Source organism: Salinivibrio socompensis S35 (assembly GCF_000513715.1).
GTDB lineage: Bacteria > Pseudomonadota > Gammaproteobacteria > Enterobacterales > Vibrionaceae > Salinivibrio > Salinivibrio socompensis.
In genome coordinates, this window is the sequence record NZ_AQOD01000063.1 from 1 (window position 1) to 17,431 (window position 17,431).

At 51.1% G+C, this 17,431-nt stretch carries 10 protein-coding genes and 4 pseudogenes; 2 read left to right on the forward strand and 12 right to left on the reverse strand.

All coding sequences use genetic code 11. From position 1 onward, the window contains the following. Window positions 1-113 precede the first annotated feature (113 nt). From DZ54_RS0108085 to DZ54_RS0108110, 6 genes are all read right to left on the reverse strand, one after another. Window positions 114-635 (reverse strand): type IV secretion system protein, encoded by a 522-nt coding sequence (locus DZ54_RS0108085; protein ID WP_025673708.1) that lies wholly within the window; start codon window positions 633-635, stop codon window positions 114-116. 1 nt (window position 636) lies between these two features. Further along, entirely contained in the window at window positions 637-819 is a 183-nt protein-coding gene (locus DZ54_RS0108090) for a hypothetical protein (protein ID WP_025673709.1), read from the reverse strand. Window positions 820-821: 2 nt separating this feature from the next. After that, window positions 822-1,601 carry a P-type conjugative transfer protein TrbJ gene (gene trbJ / locus DZ54_RS0108095; protein WP_025673710.1) on the reverse strand — a complete coding sequence of 260 codons (780 nt, stop codon included), beginning with the start codon at window positions 1,599-1,601 and terminating at the stop codon, window positions 822-824. A gap of 1,149 nt (window positions 1,602-2,750) precedes the next feature. Next, window positions 2,751-3,659, reverse strand: coding sequence for a replication protein C, IncQ-type (repC, locus tag DZ54_RS0108100; RefSeq protein ID WP_037353940.1), 909 nt, complete (start codon window positions 3,657-3,659; stop codon window positions 2,751-2,753). Next, on the reverse strand, window positions 3,649-4,503 hold the full coding sequence (locus tag DZ54_RS0108105) for a helicase RepA family protein (RefSeq protein ID WP_025673712.1): 855 nt from the start codon (window positions 4,501-4,503) through the stop codon (window positions 3,649-3,651). Before DZ54_RS0108105 ends, repC begins: the two co-directional genes overlap by 11 nt. A 4-nt stretch (window positions 4,504-4,507) precedes the next feature. Further along, window positions 4,508-4,738, reverse strand: a complete 231-nt coding sequence (locus DZ54_RS0108110; protein WP_025673713.1) for a helix-turn-helix transcriptional regulator — start codon at window positions 4,736-4,738, stop codon at window positions 4,508-4,510. Between the two features lie 346 nt (window positions 4,739-5,084). On the opposite strand from DZ54_RS0108110, the gene DZ54_RS20105 reads away from it, so the two are divergent. Beyond that, on the forward strand, window positions 5,085-5,804 hold the full coding sequence (locus DZ54_RS20105) for a hypothetical protein (protein ID WP_205619376.1): 720 nt from the start codon (window positions 5,085-5,087) through the stop codon (window positions 5,802-5,804). A gap of 140 nt (window positions 5,805-5,944) precedes the next feature. On the opposite strand, the gene DZ54_RS0108120 is transcribed toward DZ54_RS20105, so the two are convergent. The 4 genes and pseudogenes from DZ54_RS0108120 to guaB all read right to left on the reverse strand — a co-directional run bounded on the left by DZ54_RS0108120 (window position 5,945) and on the right by guaB (window position 12,650). Next, a complete protein-coding gene (locus tag DZ54_RS0108120) occupies window positions 5,945-7,918 on the reverse strand; it encodes a tetratricopeptide repeat protein (RefSeq protein WP_128080485.1) in 1,974 nt (657 codons plus the stop codon). 102 nt (window positions 7,919-8,020) lie between these two features. Beyond that, window positions 8,021-9,228 (reverse strand): annotated as a pseudogene (locus tag DZ54_RS20110) (tyrosine-type recombinase/integrase). Window positions 9,229-9,536: 308 nt separating this feature from the next. Then, window positions 9,537-11,111 (reverse strand): annotated as a pseudogene (gene guaA / locus DZ54_RS20115) (glutamine-hydrolyzing GMP synthase). A gap of 75 nt (window positions 11,112-11,186) precedes the next feature. Beyond that, window positions 11,187-12,650: an IMP dehydrogenase gene (gene guaB, locus DZ54_RS0108135; RefSeq protein ID WP_025673715.1), complete on the reverse strand. Its 1,464-nt coding sequence runs from the start codon at window positions 12,648-12,650 to the stop codon at window positions 11,187-11,189. A 236-nt stretch (window positions 12,651-12,886) separates the two neighbouring features. Between guaB and xseA the strand changes: the two are divergent. Then, a pseudogene (gene xseA / locus DZ54_RS20120) lies at window positions 12,887-14,274 on the forward strand (exodeoxyribonuclease VII large subunit). A gap of 402 nt (window positions 14,275-14,676) precedes the next feature. Here the strand turns inward: xseA and der are convergent. Then, a pseudogene (gene der, locus DZ54_RS20125) lies at window positions 14,677-16,181 on the reverse strand (ribosome biogenesis GTPase Der). A gap of 92 nt (window positions 16,182-16,273) precedes the next feature. Continuing rightward, the gene (gene bamB / locus DZ54_RS0108155; RefSeq protein ID WP_025673716.1) at window positions 16,274-17,431 is read right to left on the reverse strand and encodes an outer membrane protein assembly factor BamB; all 1,158 of its coding nucleotides are present in this window, start codon (window positions 17,429-17,431) and stop codon (window positions 16,274-16,276) included.

Genomic DNA, 17,431 nt, shown 5'->3' on the forward strand with positions numbered 1-17,431 from the left:
AGCAACAACTTGKCTATTTCGTTTTCTATGAGTCATATAGATAGTGACCTGTTGATCCGTGATTCGTGTTCCCGGCACAGTGAACTCCCTCCGTTCTGCTGTACCGAACCTTATCAGACCAACCGGCCAAGATAATTGTCGCTAGACCGGCCACCGTAATTGTCGCTCAATACCATAGGGCTAGTGATGCTATAGCTGCTCGCTGCCTTAGCGATAATATCAAATGCAATATCTATCGGCGTGGACGGATTCAACCCCCTTGGCAGACCGGAAGCTTCAGCCGCGATATTTCTCAGCGAGTTGATAATATCCATTGCAAAGCCAGGCCCATTGATCAACAGCCACCAAAAGAACCCGGTAGTAATGGTGAAACGGGTAAACTCGGCAAAGAACTCGCCAATGTCGGCCTTGCGCAGTGCCATCATGCCGAACGTCCAAACCATCGAGATAACAACGAGGGTCCAGAATAACCAGGACGCATGATCAGTAATTGTTGTCGCCCAATTTGAGCTTTCGGTTAAAAAACGGTCCGAAACTTCATTCAACACACCGCCTTTATCTATTTCGGCAAAGGCGGCTGGTGAAATGGAAGCAAAGGGCAGTACTGCCCCAAAGCGAAGAAGTACTGTTTTCATATCAGAACTCCTTGCTCTTAGAGCGGTCCACCGATTCTTTCAGGCTATCGTAGATAGTCCCGTCCTGCTTTTCGCACTGCTCTTGCTGTTGGTTTGTATTTTCGCAGTTCTCTTCCTTCTCACCACACCCCACCATAAGGGACAACGAAAGCAGGAGTGTCAGCATTTGAATCATGTAGTTCATACTTAGTACTCCTTGCTGTGAGAACGGTTGACTGGCTCTGACAGCCCCTCATAGAGCTTATCGCGTGAAGCCTGATACTGAGCTTCGCGATCAGCATCCGCCTGCATTCGAGTGCCAACGGCATTCTGCTGGGCAATCAGCAAACTGCGGATTTGCAGGAGCTGGTTGGCCTGGTTGCTGGCGAGCTGGTTAGCGTACCCGATGGCGGCCAGTTGGCCGTCTGCGCCCTGGGCGGCAGATTGCAGGCGGTTAAGCTGTCGGGCGTCGGCTTCAAGATTGACTTGCTGCTGCTCCAGGCCCTTAAACAGCGCGTCGTTGGCCTTCTTCTGCGATTCAGACGCCAGGCGACGGTTCTCGGCCATCGCGGCTCGTTCGGCATCACTGCATCCCGCCGCCGAGAAACAAGGCGAGCTGCGGTAATAGGCCACGTCCTGGAACTTGCCCAGGTAGCATCGGAGGCTGCCAAGCTGGTTCTGGTAATAGGCGAGCGTGTTGGTCGCCTGGTTCAGATCGTTTATGGTGCGCTGCGCCTGGTCCCAAATATGGGCCGCCGGGGCCATCGTGTTTTGCAGTTGGTTTTCGTACTGCTGGAGTTGGGTTTGGTATTCCTGAATCTGCTTGGCCGTCTGCGCGACCGCTTCCAAAGCAGACATGATGTTTTGCGTCAGATTGGTGCCATCAACTACTGGAATACCGGCGTAGACGGGTTGCAAAGTGCAGGTCGTCATAACGACGGCCAGAGCAATTTTAGCGGCTAAATTTTTTCTTCTAACTTTTTGCATACGTTGATCTCCATTACCAATGAATGCTTTATCGTGCCTTTCAATGCATAACGTATAAGCTCAATAATTGGACATAAAAGTTGACATGAAGAAATTTAAGCCAATAACTCCTACGGCGGCAGCCGGTAGCCTCGAAGAGCAAGATTCCCGTTGAGCACCTCCGGTGCGAATAAAGGGGAGTGAAATAGGAACCGCCGACTTGTCGGTGGGCCTACTTCACCTATCTTGCCCGCCTTTCAGCGTTGTTTACGCCAAGGAAAGTGTTGCCGCGAAAATCTTGTTTTTAGTGCAAACCATATAAAATCGCTTGTTCACCTTCTTGCTAGAACAGAAGCACGAAATAAACGCGTATTATCAGGCAATTACTACGCTAACGCGGGGGTTTACACAGCAAACAAACACAGGAATACACAGCTTTACTAATTCAGGAGGGATAGCGCCCCTCAAGTGTCAATGAAACGTACGAGTGCTAGCAACTCATCGAATGTAGAGCGCTGTATTCCATGGGTTTTCAAACTCACCAGACACTCTCGTCGGCCTTTTCTTTGACAGTTTCAGATTGGTATCGGTTGGGTCATACGGTCAGGAAGGACCGCTATCAACACCCTGTGCGTGTCGAGCCGCTAGCGCCCAACTTCGGACAGCTTTTCGGGCACAGCGTCAATGCGAATAGGAATGTAGCGTTGTAGTATGTTGTATGGTGCTACTACATACTACAAACCGCACAAATTTTCAGCCTACTACCGCCTGAAGTGGCTATTCATCTTGATGTATGGAATACGGCTTTCTGAGCCGCCCAGAGAGGCGCTTCAGGCATCACCCTCCGCCAACCCCTAGCCAGCCTCTGATCGACGCTCCTGGAGCTTATAAGGCGGCTTTGGTCTGTCCTTCGGACGGATTGAACACCAAGAAGAGGTAATAGCCCTTGGCGAGGAAGCAGAATCGGCCCCTCTCTTGGCGTTAAAACATCGGCCAAAGGCCGATTGAGTTGGCAAAGCATGAACGCGCCATTCAGGCGCGGGCTATGCCGCGCATGATGGATATTCTTTGGAATATCTTGGATCGATTTCCAAAACAGGCCGGAAAGCCTTGCCCTGCAAGCGTTTGCGCGATTGAAGCGGGTACTGTTATGCCGGGGATGGGATACTGTTATGCCGGGGCACGGGTACTATTATGCCGGGGATGGGTGCTGTCGCGCCGGGGGGTGGCCTGGTTGACCCCTGGCCGCCTAATTTCCCATTTCCCCTTGGCGTATTCATGTACAGTCCAACCCACTGAAATAAGTTCAGTCAATGCTTTCCGGGCCGTCTGACGGCGCTTTTTCAAGGTGTTGGGGTTCTTCGTTTCGTCCGGCCAAACGTAGTTGCAAAGAGTATCCCGTTCTACCCGCCCAGATTTACCGGCATCAATCCAGCCCGATAATCGCTGATGTATTAATCGAGCAGGATCGGTCTGTAGCGCCCGAACCTCAGTCATGTCGAGCCGAGTATGTGGACGCTCTCCCATTACAGCCTCTGCTAATCGAGGATTAAGGCTGACAAACAGTTTACCTTCCCGGTCGTCGCTGACGTAATCGGACAGTATGCGGAACCCCTGACGCTGCCCGTTACGCTCCACAATGACCGATACTGCCCATAGGCGCTCGATGCTATCGCGGATAGTTTTGAACTGGCTGCCTCCATCGTCGGCATAACCAAGTTCTCGGGCCAATTGTCGGAAGCTGCCCTTGGCAACCATTGCATCCTTCTCAACCGCGTCCCACTTCAGGTCTAACAAGAGACGCAATTGCTGCCCAACTTCTGATTCTGTTTCGTTTCGCAGCACAATCCCGCGTCCTCCATCACCAGAAATTGCGGCCATAGCCACAAGCCCTTGTAAGATACGAAGATCATCAACACCTAGAGGCTCGGGCCCCCAGAAACGTATCGAATCCTCGCCATGGGTATAGGTTACGTCCAGCTTGAGCCGCTTGCGCTCTCCACGCTTCAGACTACGGAACAAGCCAGGAGCCAGGCAGTGAGCTGGATCATGTCGAACGTGGGTAAGATCAAAGCTCATCACGTGACCTCCCCTTAGATTTCTTGAATGGCAAAACGCCATTAGCTACGCGCTGCCTCTCAAGCACGGCAGGTTTCAGCACACCGCCCTCGTGACGCCGGAACCAACGCTCTGCGAAAGGAGAGCCATAATTCGCCTTGCTCACGCCATAGCGGACGAAGTACCCACGCTGACTATCATCAACACCCCATTCCTCAGCCTCGGTTTGCGTCATGCCAGACAGATACGATTGCCAGCGAATGTTATCGACCAGAACAGACGACCCACGGCTGGCCTGTTGCTGGTCACCCGCACCAATCATGGCGGCGCTCTTACTGGCATGGTGCAAAAATACTATAGAGCACCCCGTATCGGCGGCAATGGCCTCCATACGTCCGATCACTTGCGCCATTGGACCGCTAACGTTTTCATCTTCGATGTGGAAACGACGTAAGGTATCCAGGATCATCAGGCGGCGGCCCGCAGCCGCTCGCTTAAGGCCATCGAACCAATCGAGACACATGATGTTGGGGCACCTTCCTATCAGCGGCTCAATCAGCAAGCCTTCAGCAACGGCTTGCCGCTGCTCGGCAGTGAGATGTGCCCCAAGCGCATGTAATCGGTGATGGATAGCAGCGGGAGGATCTTCTGCGGGAAGATAGATAACTTGCCCAACAGGAAATTCTCCGACCTCCAGCAAGTCCGGGCCTCCAGCGATCTGCGTGGCAAGCTGTAAGGCCAGCATGGATTTTCCGGCACCACCTGGTGAAACCAAGGCCCCCACAGTGCCGGAAACCATGTTAGGTAAGACATAATCAAGAGGCAGCGGCGCTTCCGAAAAGGCCGCCATAAGATCAAGGGCCATACTGTTAGGCCCCTATCGTGTTGCCAGGCCGAGTAGCCTGGATTCCTGAAGACTTACGCTCCTCAATCCACTGCTCTACTTCCGACAGGTCCCACGCGACGTTTCTGCTGGTAAGTGCAATTCGACGGGGAAACTCACCTCGCTTCTCCAAGTTGTAAATTGTCCGTGAGGAGAGAGGAATCATCTCCAAGAGCACTTTTCGATTGATCAGCGTCTTGTTTGCCATTGTTTGCATACTTGTGCCTCCACTTACTTATGAAAGCTCTATAGTGCCCAGCAATGCCACTTGATTAAGGCTATAAATTGGCTAAAATGGTTGACAATTAAAATGAGTCGAACATCGTCATCTGGGAAGGCTGTGATCCAATCGTCACAAAAGCTATCCAGCGTTTTGAAGAACGCTGGCATCCTTACTCTGCGTCCTCAAGACGCTACCCGATCGTGCGCTTGATAGAGGAAGTCATCGATCCTGCCCTGGCAACCTACATGGATACCCTTCCAGGAGCTACGCTGGTTATGTTCCTGGAGCCGGTACTGGACTAGGATTCAGCGCGATCATTCGAATGGTAGGACTTGAGGCCATGGAACGAATGCAACGCCAGTTACTGCGCCAGTTCATTAAAACAGTAGAACAGAAGACCACGACGGACGAGCACTTCATAGCGACTCTCGAATCCTTGACTGGACTGGTTTGGGATTGTGCTTGCAAGCGCCCCAAAAGATCATCCTCTACAAAAGGCGTCAACTTAAACACACAACGCAAACACGGTTTTTGCGAACTATGCGGAAACCAGACAGAGTTCGCGGCATTCATGTCGACGGTGGCAGGCCAGCATATCAATGACGTAGAGCTAGAGGACCGTAAAAAACTTGAGCTCAGCCACCAGTACTGCGAAGTGCATAGACCCAAGTTGGCGAATGGTGAGTGGAACCCTACCTATAGGCAAGCAAAACGCTCTCTAACGCAATTTAATATCGAACTCAAACGACTGACCCATCAGTGTGCGAATCGGTCCAAGCCTCACGCCATGTCAGGGGATGAGTTGATTGACAGCTACTTCTTCCAATTAATGCTACGACTAACTTTACAGCCAGCAGACAAAGCTGAATTACGCAATCTTGCCCGCAGGATGGTGGACTCCAAACTATCGGACACCAAGAAAAAAATGCTGGTACTCAAGCGGTCAGGGTTCAGCCAGGCTGAAATTGGAAAACGAATACTGAACGCCAAGCAGCAGCCCATGACACGCCAAGCCGTGTCTAAAGCGTTGGCATCAGTTCGAAAGGAGTTCCTGTTATGAAATCGGCTAAGACTCAGGAGAAATTTTAGCGGCTAAAATGCAGCGCTTGAAACCGGCCCATCTCCATAACCGATTTATGACACCGATCTCCTAATGCTAAACAGGTAAACCAACCACATCAAAATCAGGTTTGCATACAGCTAGTCGGCATCCCGAGGAAAGAACTTCGGAAAATCACGTTGAAGTTTGGCTGCAAGCTCATGGTCTGGAAAACGCTCAATCGCCGCGCTCCAAATATCCAAAGCATCGACTATGCTCCCTCTATTCCAGTAGACACCACCTAGATTGAACATCGCCAAGTCGTACTCTGGATCAAGATCTAACGCTTTTTCATAGGATTTAATAGCTTGCTCTGATTGGCCAAGGTCACCGTACGCTGCACCAAGCTGAAACCAGCTCATTGCATCGGGTTGGATATACTCTGCCTGCTCAAGTAGGATCGGCAAACTATCTTCAAATCTTCCAAGAAAGTTAAGAGCGGTTCCTAGACAATATCCGTAGTGCCCTCCAGCGAGATCGTAGGCCATCCGAAAACAGCGCTCCGCTTCTAGCCAGTTGCCCTCATCCTGTGCCCAATGTCCAAGGCGATCCCACAAAAACGCGGATTCTTCCGTACTATCAATGTGCTTAATATGCCTAACAAATTTACCCAGAAACTCCGTGTAGGTTTGGCCTATATCTTGGCCTTCCGCCCGCAAATATAAGGTCGCCAATAACATCTCGCGACGGCCTCCAGATGTATCGGGGTGAGCATCTACATAGCGATACCAGAAACCCTGCGCCTGACGCGCATTCTCAGCCGTAGCCCGACCGAAACTAGCTACCAGTCGTGCGAAAAACGGCCAAACCCATGGTTCGCGGTCGGCTTGGGCAAGAAGACTGTTGATTTCGCGGAATGCAGTCCTCCCCTCTCCCATGTTGAAAAGAACGTTAGCCCGCCAACCCGCAACTCCAGCTGCTTTAGCGTATATAGGATCTGTAAAGACGGCCTGATCCAGATGCTCGAGAGCGGTCTTCCACTCGCCCTCACGCACGTAGAATAGGGCCAAGGCATAATGGGCTTCAGGAAGGAGAGGATTCATCCGCAAAGCTTCGCGATAATGCTGAACTGCTCTCACCTCATCTCCGAGCCGTTCAAAGCTCGTCCCGAGATTCTTATGACCTTGGGATGCCAGACTTGGCGAATTTGCGAATGTAGGTTCGAGCAACGCTGCCTTATAGGCCTCTGTGGCGTCACTCTCCCGGCCGAGCGCCGAGTAAGCATTACCGATCGTGTAGTGCAGGCCACCCTGCTCGTAACGCCCCGCACTAAGCTGACTCTGAAAATGGAGCACTGCTGTTTCGATACGCTCAGGAAACTGGCTTCTCTCACACATGCCCAAGTTAATTTCAGACATATAAGCGCAGCCCATGGCACCATCTTCTGGCCCAAGCACGGCCATGAATCGGTCAAAGGCGGCACTAATCTCCTCATCCGCATCCTGGTCATATAGGTGTTCCAAGAGCTGTCGAGCTGAGTCTGGATCATCAGGAACATGAACCTCCGGTACAGATCGGCGAAGGAGACCAATCAAATTTTCTGGGGCTGCCCGGAACTGTTCGACGCGACGATTGCGTGCCGCTCGAGTTGCAGAACTGGACAATTCAGCAAGTCGCCCCAACCGCTCGGTTGTCAAAGCTTCCGTAAAGCTGACTGTAAGTGATTGCTGCTGGGTCCAGTTTTTTCCAGCATGCTCGTATTTACGGAGAACGGTTTCCGCGAGGCAAATGCGTAGCGTCGCCGTTGGGACGTGATAGGCAGCATAAAAACTATGCGGATGCATCAATAAGTAATTCAGGTTTGTGCGACTAACTTCAACGCTGAGAGAGCCGTCCGCATTCAATGCACGCTCGGTCCCCTTAAGCTGAACGTGAATCCTAATGTTGGTGGCTCTCCCACCCTCGACAATTTCGATCTCGCAGTCTGTACCATAGTCCTTGCGGTCAGCACGCTGGAGGATAAAACGACCACTCTCTGTTAGGCATTTCTGAAATGCCGTCTCTGCCTTCTCCTCCGTGACATGATTGGAGGCACGCTTTGGAAGGTCGTCAAAGCATTCCATATCGTCAGCCATTTCTTTTTATTGTCCTCAATGATGTCAAAATCCCATGCTGTAAGTTGCCAATTAGCTTCTTCAATATATTTTAAGCATGTGCCCGAACACCTATGCTTTTAGCTAAATGGGTCCGCAAGCATCTTTAGCAGTCCATTCGTCTATCATATCAGCCAGTCCTGCAACATAGCTGTACGCTGATCACGATACTCGGCTTTGTTATATATCGCCCTTACACCTTTTTGCTCATGTGCCAGGCATTTCTCTATCCAGTCGGTGTTGTAACCGGCTTCATGAAGCAAGGTACTGGCTGTTCGTCTCAAGTCGTGCGGGCCGAATTTGGCAAGCGGTTGCCCCTCTTTCTGAGCCAGCTTATAAGTCATCGTCATCACCCGGTTCAGCGTGGCACTGCTCATGGGGACGTCAGAATCGTAGCGTGACGGCAGAACATACTCCGATCCACCGGAGAACGTCTTCAAAGCGATGAAGATGTCCATGGCCTGTCTGGATAGAAATACCAAGTGAGGGTTTCGCCGCTTCATCCGTTCCTTGGGGATCGTCCAGAGCGCTTCGCTAAAATTGATTTCACTCCAAGTGGCATTCGTCAGCTCACTTTTACGCACCATCGTCAACAACAACAGTTTTACTGCTGCCCGGATCGATGGCGATGTACCAATACGCCCCATGTACTGGTACATCATTCTGATTTCTTCGGGCGTCAGGGTTCTATCCCGCGGCTCAAACCTGGCAATGCTTGCTGGCCTAACCAGGTCTGCCGGGTTCTCAACCTTCTGGCCTCGCTCAGTCGCCCAGCGGTATACCTGGAGTACAATCTCACGCGCATGAACCGCCGTAGCAGGCGCACCACGCTCAACGATGGCGTCGGTCAGTGCTCGCAAGTCCTCGTGAGTGATTTCAGTCAGCTTCTGATTGCCGAATTTCGCTTCCAACTCTCGTGTATAGACCGAGCGACGCATATCACGAGTAGAGTCGGCCATCTGGTAGCCACGTAGCCACTTTTCCGCCCAGGCACCAAAGGTTTCAGCCCCTTTTACACGCGCCTTGTCTCGTGCCTTCTCCTTCGCTGGCGACTTTCCATCGGCAACCATCCGCTTGGCTTCACCAAGTCGCTCACGGGCTTCTGCCAGAGTGATGCCCCCAACGCCGTAGCGGCCAAAGGTGATCGTCTCTTGCCTGCTATTGATCGAGTAGTTGTAACGGAATGAGATGGAACCGGCAGAGGTGACAGCTACATAGAGGCCATCCCGGTCATTCACCTTGTAGAGTTTATCCCTCGGCTTGAGGTTGCGCAGCTTAGTATCGGTCAGCAACAGTCTTATCCTTCTTCGATTCCGATACCATGCTGAAAGATCACTCTAAAACCAGAGTACAATCTCAATAAAAACAAAGAGTTAAATAATTTTGATACCATGAACACACAGGATCAAGCAGCATGGTATCGGCTATCACTCATGGCATCATGTCTCGATAATACCACTTTGGATACCACGCTCAAGCGGTGCTTCTCGCTGCCATCAGTTGCCAAACACTGCCAGACATAAAAACAAAAAAGCCCATAAAAACATGGGCTTAAATGTGTTTTTGTACCAGTTACTTCCAGCCAGTGCCTAACGTGTGATCATTCCCACTCAATCGTCGCTGGGGTTTGCCGGAGACGTCGTAAACCACGCGGGAGATGCCGTCGACTTCGTTGATAATGCGGTTCGACACTTTACCAAGGAAATCGTATGGCAGGTGTGCCCAGTGCGCGGTCATAAAGTCGATGGTTTCGACGGCACGCAGGGCGATAATCCAATCGTATTTACGGCCATCACCCATCACACCTACCGAGCGAACCGGCAGGAACACCGCGAAGGCTTGCGAGACTTTCTCGTAGAGGTCAGCGTTGCGCAGATCTTCGATAAAGATAGCGTCGGCGCGACGAAGCAGATCGCAATATTCTTTTTGGATTTCACCCAGTACACGCACACCTAAGCCTGGCCCTGGGAAGGGGTGGCGATAAAGCATGTGGTACGGTAAGCCCAGCTCTAGGCCAATTTTACGCACTTCATCTTTGAACAACTCTTTGAGTGGCTCAACCAGGCCCATTTCCATTTCTTCCGGTAGGCCACCGACGTTGTGGTGTGATTTAATCACATGGCTTTACCGGTTTTCGAAGCCGCCGACTCAATCACATCTGGTAGATGGTGCCTTGCGCGAGCCATTTGGCGTTGTCCATTTTACTCGCTTGCTCATCAAACACTTCGACGAACACACGGCCAATGATCTTACGTTTCGCTTCGGGATCGGCTTCGCCTTCCAGCGCGGTCAGGAAACGATCTTCGGCATTGACGTGAATAATGTTCAACCCAAAGTGGTCACCGAACATTTCTAGCACTTGCTCACCTTCATTGAGGCGTAGCAAGCCGTTATCTACAAACACACAGGTCAGTTTATCGCCAATGGCTCGATGAACCAGCATGGCCACTACGGAAGAATCGACGCCGCCAGACAAGCCAAGGATCACCTCGTCATCCCCGACTTGTTCACGAATCCGCTCAATCGCATCGTCAATGATGGTAGCCGGCGTCCACAAGCGTTCGCATTGGCAGATTTGCATCACAAACTGCTCGAGCATCCGTTGGCCTTGGCGCGTGTGCGTGACTTCTGGATGGAATTGAACGCCATAAAAACGTTTTTCTTCGTTAGCCATCGCCGCAAACGGGCAGGTATCGGTTTCAGCAATTTTGACAAAGTGCTCAGGAATAGCGACCACTTTATCGCCATGGCTCATCCATACATCTAACAGCGGGTGGCCGTCATCGGCAATCGCATCTTCAATGCCATCAAACAGCGCGCTTTGTCCAACGCGCTTCACTTGCGCGTAGCCAAACTCACGATGCTCAGAGCCGGCTACCTGACCACCAAGCTGCTCCGCCATGGTCTGCATGCCGTAGCATACACCCAGCACAGGCACGCCGGCGTTAAAGACATATTGGGGCGCACGTGGGGAGTTGGCCTCGGCCACGCTCTCTGGACCACCGGACAGGATGATGCCGTTGGGGGCAAAGTCACGAATGTCTTGCTCATCGACATCCCAGCTCCACAGCTCACAATACACACCGATTTCACGGACACGGCGCGCAATCAGTTGGGTGTACTGGGAGCCAAAATCAAGGATCAAAATACGTTGAGCATGAATGTTCTGGGTCATTATCTGGCTTTCTCAATTAAGTGGAACAAAGGGGAGCCGTGCTCCCCTCTCAAAGGTATGGCGGTTGTGATGTCTTTAGCCGAGGCGGTAGTTTGGCGCCTCTTTGGTAATGGTGACATCATGCGCGTGAGACTCTTTCATCCCGGCACCGGTGACACGAACAAACTGCGCTTTGGTGCGCATTTCTTCAATGGTGGCTGAGCCGGTCAGGCCCATGCTGGAGCGCAAGCCGCCCATTTGTTGATGGATGATCTCTTTCATCATGCCTTTGTAATCAACACGTCCTTCAATGCCTTCAGGCACCAGCTTATCTGCGGCGTTATCACTTTGGAAATAACGGTCAGACGAGCCTTTCGACATCGCGCCCACCGAGCCCATACCGCGATAAGATTTATACGCACGGCCTTGGTAAAGCTCGACTTCACCCGGAGACTCTTCGGTCCCGGCGAGCATAGATCCCACCATCACACACGAAGCACCCGCCGCAATCGCTTTACACAAGTCACCCGAGAAGCGGATACCACCATCGGCAATCACCGGGATCCCGTATTCTTGTGCCACGGCAGCGGCATCACTGATGGCCGTGATTTGCGGTACGCCGACACCTGTCACGATACGCGTAGTACAGATAGAGCCTGGGCCAATGCCGACTTTGACCGCATCCACACCGGCATCAATCAATGCACGTGCGCCCTCGGCAGTCGCAACGTTACCGCCGACAATTTGTAGGTTTGGATACGCAGCACGGGCATCACGAATGCGTTGTAGTACGCCCTCAGAGTGACCATGAGACGAGTCGATAAGTAACACATCGATTCCTGCTTCCACCAAGGCAGCGATACGCTCTTCGTTACCCGCGCCGGCACCAACGGCCCCACCAACACGCAACCGACCTTGTTCGTCTTTACACGCATTCGGTTTGCTTTCCGCTTTTTGGAAGTCTTTGGCGGTGATCATGCCGCTGAGGTGATGGTCTTGGTTCACGACGAGGATTTTTTCAACGCGATGCTGCTGCATCAATTGTTGCACTTGTTCGCGCTCAGCGCCCTCACGCACGGTCACGAGACGAGACTGAGGGGTCATCACATTTTCAACGCGTTTACTGAGGTCTGAGACAAAACGCACATCACGACCCGTGATAATACCAACCAGCTCTTTTTGCTTATTAACCACAGGGTAACCGGCAAAACCATTGCGTTCGGTCAGTGCTTTGACATCGGCAATCGTCATTTCTGGCGTGACGGTAACCGGGTTGGACACCACGCCCGCTTCATAGATTTTTACCAAGCGTACTTGCTCGGCTTGCTGCTCAATGGTCATATTTTTGTGAATAAAGCCAAGACCGCCTTCTTGTGCCAATGCAATGGCCAAACGGGCTTCGGTCACTGTATCCATCGCTGCCGACAACACAGGGACGTTCAGGCTAATTGAACGGGTCAATTGGGTCCGCAGATCCGCATGGTTAGGGAGTACATTTGAGTGGGCAGGGACGAGGAGTACATCGTCAAAGGTTAACGCTTCTTTCGCGATTCTCAGCATTGCAATATCTCACACTAGACGTTGTGAAGGGGAACAAAATATTGCCGCAGCATTATACGTGCAGCGCAAACGTTTGGCTATCGATTTTTATGAAGAATGTCCATTCATTAACCAAGACAGATTTAGTCGGTTGATTTATCAACGAATACTATGTCCATTTTTTCGCAATCGATTGCTTCGATCGCCTTTTCATGGTCAGGTTTTGTCAGTTGGCATCCCAGCAAGCGGCAGGTAGTATGCAGTCAGGTTTATCAAAAGGATTGGCGATTGTGACCGCGAGTAATCGAAATATTTTGTCCGTTTCCCGCCTCAATGCGGAGGTACGACTGTGCTTAGAAAAAAACATTGGCATCGTCTGGCTTACCGGTGAACTCTCCAATTTTACGGCAGCAACGTCTGGCCATTGGTATTTATCCCTCAAAGACAACCAAAGCCAGGTGAAATGCGCGATGTTTCGTGGCAACAATCGTCGCGTGACCTTTAAACCTAAAAATGGCGACCAAGTGCTGGTTCGCGCGCGTGTTTCGATGTACGAGCCCAGGGGCGACTATCAACTGATCCTGGAAAGTATGCAACCTGAAGGAGACGGACGCTTACAACAAGCGTTTGAGCAGCGTAAACAAGCATTAGCCGCAGAAGGGTTATTCGCACAAACCGCAAAACAACCTTTACCCAATCAGCCGCGCCGTATTGGCATAATCACCTCCAAAACCGGCGCAGCCTTGCATGATATTCTGAATGTGCTTAAAAGACGGGACCCTAGCCTGCCGGTTGTGATTTATCCGACCCTGGTGCAAGGACAAGATGCCGCGGTGTCGATAGCACAAGCGATCGGTCGCGCGAATAGCCGTAATGAGTGTGACGTGCTGATTGTTGGCCGTGGGGGTGGGTCACTGGAGGATTTATGGTGCTTTAACGAAGAAATTGTCGCTCGTACTATCGCCGCGAGTCAGATCCCGATTGTCAGTGCCGTCGGCCATGAAGTCGATGTCACTATCGCTGACTTTGTGGCTGATGTTCGCGCCCCCACCCCATCGGCGGCAGCGAATTAGTCAGCCGTGATCTCAGCTATCGATTGCAACAGTATCAGCAACGCGAACAAGCGTTAAAAAATGCGATCGGCAATTTGCTTTATCGCCAGCAACGTGCCCTAACGCATCACGAACACCGTTTGTCTCACCAACACCCTCGTCGTCGTCTACAACAGCAAAGCCAGCATATTGATGAGCTACAAAGGCGTATGCATCAGGCGCTTACTCAGTGGCTTTCACGGTGTAGCCACCAGCTTAACGCCCTAGATAGCCGATTACAGCGCGTGACACCTGAGCACCGTATTCATCAATATCAAGCACAGTTGGCGCAGTACCATCAACGCCTCTCTCACGCGATGGACTCGCAATTGTCACACGCGCAACAACGATTCACGACCTTGGTGGCGACCTTAGATGCTGTCAGCCCGTTAGCGACCCTCTCTCGCGGCTATTCGATTAGCCGTGACAGTGACGGGATAATCGTTAATGACATCCACCAACTACAAAAAGGCGATACCCTGCATACCCAGCTAGGTAACGGGGATATTATCAGCGTGGTACAACAGCGCCATCCAAATCAATCCACTGATTAAATTCTGCACAATACACATCTGGCCGATCAGCGAGCGATCGAACGATCTTGGGGTTAATTCCCCTTGATCAGCTTCCTACCCTGAAAAGAATATTTATCAATACACTTCCCGAAAGCATAAGTTACATGTTCTGCATTTGGATTTTTATCGATATAAAAAACTAATAAAGGGCATTATAAATACAAGATCTAGAATAAATGAAATGAGGACACGATGACGTGGTGGCGAATTTGTCGCCGCTCAAAACCTGTGCAGGCACGAGATAGACTGGGATCCACGACATCACAGATTAAACGGCTTTAATGTGACTTTTATCACGAATGATAAACACATGATCCCAGCCTGGATCGTTAAAAGTAAGAGGGATCAAAAAAAAGCCCAGCATCAATGCTGGGCTTCCGTTTACTTCTTGTTGCGGTTTTTCACCATGTCCATCAAGCGTTTGCGTTGACGTGACTGGGATAACGTCAGCTTTTCTTTTTTACCCTCGTACGGGTTTTCACTGTTCTGGAACTGGATCTTTATCGGTGTCCCCATAATATCTAAGGTTCGGCGATAATAGTTCATCAGATAGCGTTTATAAGAGTCGGGAAGTTCATTCACCAAGCTACCGTGAACCACCACAATGGGTGGGTTATATCCGCCTGCGTGTGCATATTTCAGCTTCACTCGGCGACCCCGTATCATCGGAGGTTGATGGTCATCTTGCGCCATTTTCAAAATACGCGTCAGCATCGCTGTCCCGACCCGTTTGGTCGCAGACTGATAAGCCTCTTGGATGGACTCAAACAAGTGGCCGACGCCGGTACCATGCAGCGCAGAAATAAAGTGAACGCGCGCAAAGTCGACAAAGCCAAGACGACGATCTAACTCGGACTTCACTCGTGCTTTGATCTCGCTGTCTAAGCCATCCCACTTATTGACGGCCAACACAATCGAACGCCCTGCGTTCAAGGCAAACCCTAACAAGCTCAAATCTTGATCGGAAATGTTTTCACGGGCATCAATCACCAACAGCACGACGTTAGCGTCTTCGATAGCCTTAAGTGTTTGAATAACAGAAAACTTTTCAACTTTTTCACTGACATGCTTACGACGACGTACGCCCGCCGTATCAATCATCACGTACTCGCGTCCATCACGCTCCATCGGAATGTAAATGGAGTCGCGCGTGGTGCCTGGCATATCGTAAACCACGACACGTTCTTCACCGAGCATGCGATTGGTCAAGGTCGATTTACCCACATTTGGACGACCAATGATCCCGATTTTGATCGGTAGTGATTGAAGATACGCGTACTCGTTTTCCGCCTGCTCTTCTGTGTTCACGGTCGGGTTGTCTTGCTCATCGATGTCATCTTGCTCATCGGTTAAGTCAACCAAACCTGCCTCTTCCTGCTCTTGTTGCAGCGCTTGCTCTGCAAAAGGCGTCAAGGCACGATTAATCAATCCGCTGACCCCACGACCGTGGGCGGCGGCAATTTGATACATGTTGTCCATACCTAATTGCCAAAAGTCAGCGGTTGCGGTATCGGGGTCAATACCGTCGACTTTGTTGACGACCAAAAAGCTGGTTTTTTCGCGGACACGAATATGCTGAGCAATATCCCGATCTGCAGGCGTTAATCCCGCGCGCCCGTCCACCATAAATAACACCACATCAGCTTCTTCAATCGCGGCAAGCGATTGTTCGGCCATTTTGGTTTCCACACCCTCTTCGGTGCCATCAATCCCGCCGGTGTCGATCACGATAAACTCGTGCTCATCCAGCAATGCCTTGCCGTATTTTCGATCCCTGGTCAGTCCCGGAAAATCCGCTACTAATGCATCGCGTGTGCGGGTAAGACGGTTAAAGAGCGTCGATTTTCCCACATTCGGGCGCCTACTAGGGCTATAACAGGAATCATGTAGACCTCTTATTTTCATTCGCTTATCAATAAACAAGGCTCCCAACTGTTTGTACAGCCAGGAGCCTAAATATAAAACTGGGTGGCTGATATTAGTCGATAGCCAGCTTTCTCAGTTGGCCATCGCGTGTTATCACAATATAGCCATTATCGGTTTGCACGGGCGCTACCGCAATACCATTGCCTTCAAACGATTGTTGAGCAACAAAGTCCCCGGTTTGTGGATCGAGCCAATGTAAATAACCTTGGCTGTCTCCGACCACGAGATAACCACCGCTTGCCGCTGGCGCGGTCAAAATACGGTATGCTAACTCGCTATTGCGCCACTTCTCTAACCCATTACGTGCATCTAATGCGAGGATATTATCTTGATCATCAATTAAATAAAGGCTATTGCCCGCCGCAATAAAATCGTTGGCGGATGAAAAATCACGCTTCCAGGCTGCTTTTCCTGAGCGTAAATCAATGGACACCAGTTGGCCATTATAGCCCACTGCATACAAACGGTCGCCATCAATCACCGGTGTCGCATCCACATCGACAAGGCGATCAATTTCGGTCGCGCCTTTCGGTGTCGAAATTGGGATTTGCCAAATCGAACGACCCGTTTCGATCATCGCGGCGCCAAGACGGCCATTGGCCATCCCCCAGAATACGCCGCCTGAAACGGTAACGGGGGCGCTTTCACCACGTAAACTTAAATTCGGCACATCATTGGAATTATTCCATTGAGGCTCACCCGATTCAGCATCCAGTGCAACCAACTCGCCACGGCTGGTGTTCACGATCACAAGACCCGCATCAACCAAAGGTTTCGCCAGAATTTCACCGTTTACATTGTGTTGCCAAAGACGATCGCCTGTTTCTGCATCTAAAGCATACAGTTCACCCGTTTCTCCCCCAACATACACCTTACCGTACGACGCACTCAGTCCCCCAGATAATAACGCTGAGGTATCAGTTTGCACCGATCGTTGCCAAATGCGCTCTCCGCTTTCAAGATCAAACGCAGCGACCGTTCCCTGACGGTCAGCAGCGAAGACTTTATCGTAAGCGACCGTTGGTTGCAGCGCCGAATAATATTGCCCAACGCCGTCACCAACTTGAGCTTGCCAAATCGGTAATGATGAGATTTTATCCGTCACTGCGGGTAACAGTGACATTTGCACCACATCTTCTTCGCCTGCACACCCGGTCAGTATCGCCAGAGTCGTGGCCACAGCGGCCAAGCGCCATAATCCTTTTCTCAT

What these genes read in the sequence shown, in the direction of transcription:
- repC (WP_037353940.1), bottom strand. Translation starts at nt 3,659, where the DNA reads ATGAGCTTTGATCTTACCCACGTTCGACATGATCCAGCTCACTGCCTG.
- bamB (WP_025673716.1), bottom strand. Translation starts at nt 17,431, where the DNA reads ATGAGAAAAGGATTATGGCGCTTGGCCGCTGTGGCCACGACTCTGGCG.
- DZ54_RS0108105 (WP_025673712.1), bottom strand. Translation starts at nt 4,503, where the DNA reads ATGGCCCTTGATCTTATGGCGGCCTTTTCGGAAGCGCCGCTGCCTCTT.
- DZ54_RS0108085 (WP_025673708.1), bottom strand. Translation starts at nt 635, where the DNA reads ATGAAAACAGTACTTCTTCGCTTTGGGGCAGTACTGCCCTTTGCTTCC.
- DZ54_RS0108120 (WP_128080485.1), bottom strand. Translation starts at nt 7,918, where the DNA reads ATGGCTGACGATATGGAATGCTTTGACGACCTTCCAAAGCGTGCCTCC.
- DZ54_RS0108090 (WP_025673709.1), bottom strand. Translation starts at nt 819, where the DNA reads ATGAACTACATGATTCAAATGCTGACACTCCTGCTTTCGTTGTCCCTT.
- trbJ (WP_025673710.1), bottom strand. Translation starts at nt 1,601, where the DNA reads ATGCAAAAAGTTAGAAGAAAAAATTTAGCCGCTAAAATTGCTCTGGCC.
- DZ54_RS20105 (WP_205619376.1), top strand. Translation starts at nt 5,085, where the DNA reads ATGGAACGAATGCAACGCCAGTTACTGCGCCAGTTCATTAAAACAGTA.
- guaB (WP_025673715.1), bottom strand. Translation starts at nt 12,650, where the DNA reads ATGCTGAGAATCGCGAAAGAAGCGTTAACCTTTGACGATGTACTCCTC.
- DZ54_RS0108110 (WP_025673713.1), bottom strand. Translation starts at nt 4,738, where the DNA reads ATGCAAACAATGGCAAACAAGACGCTGATCAATCGAAAAGTGCTCTTG.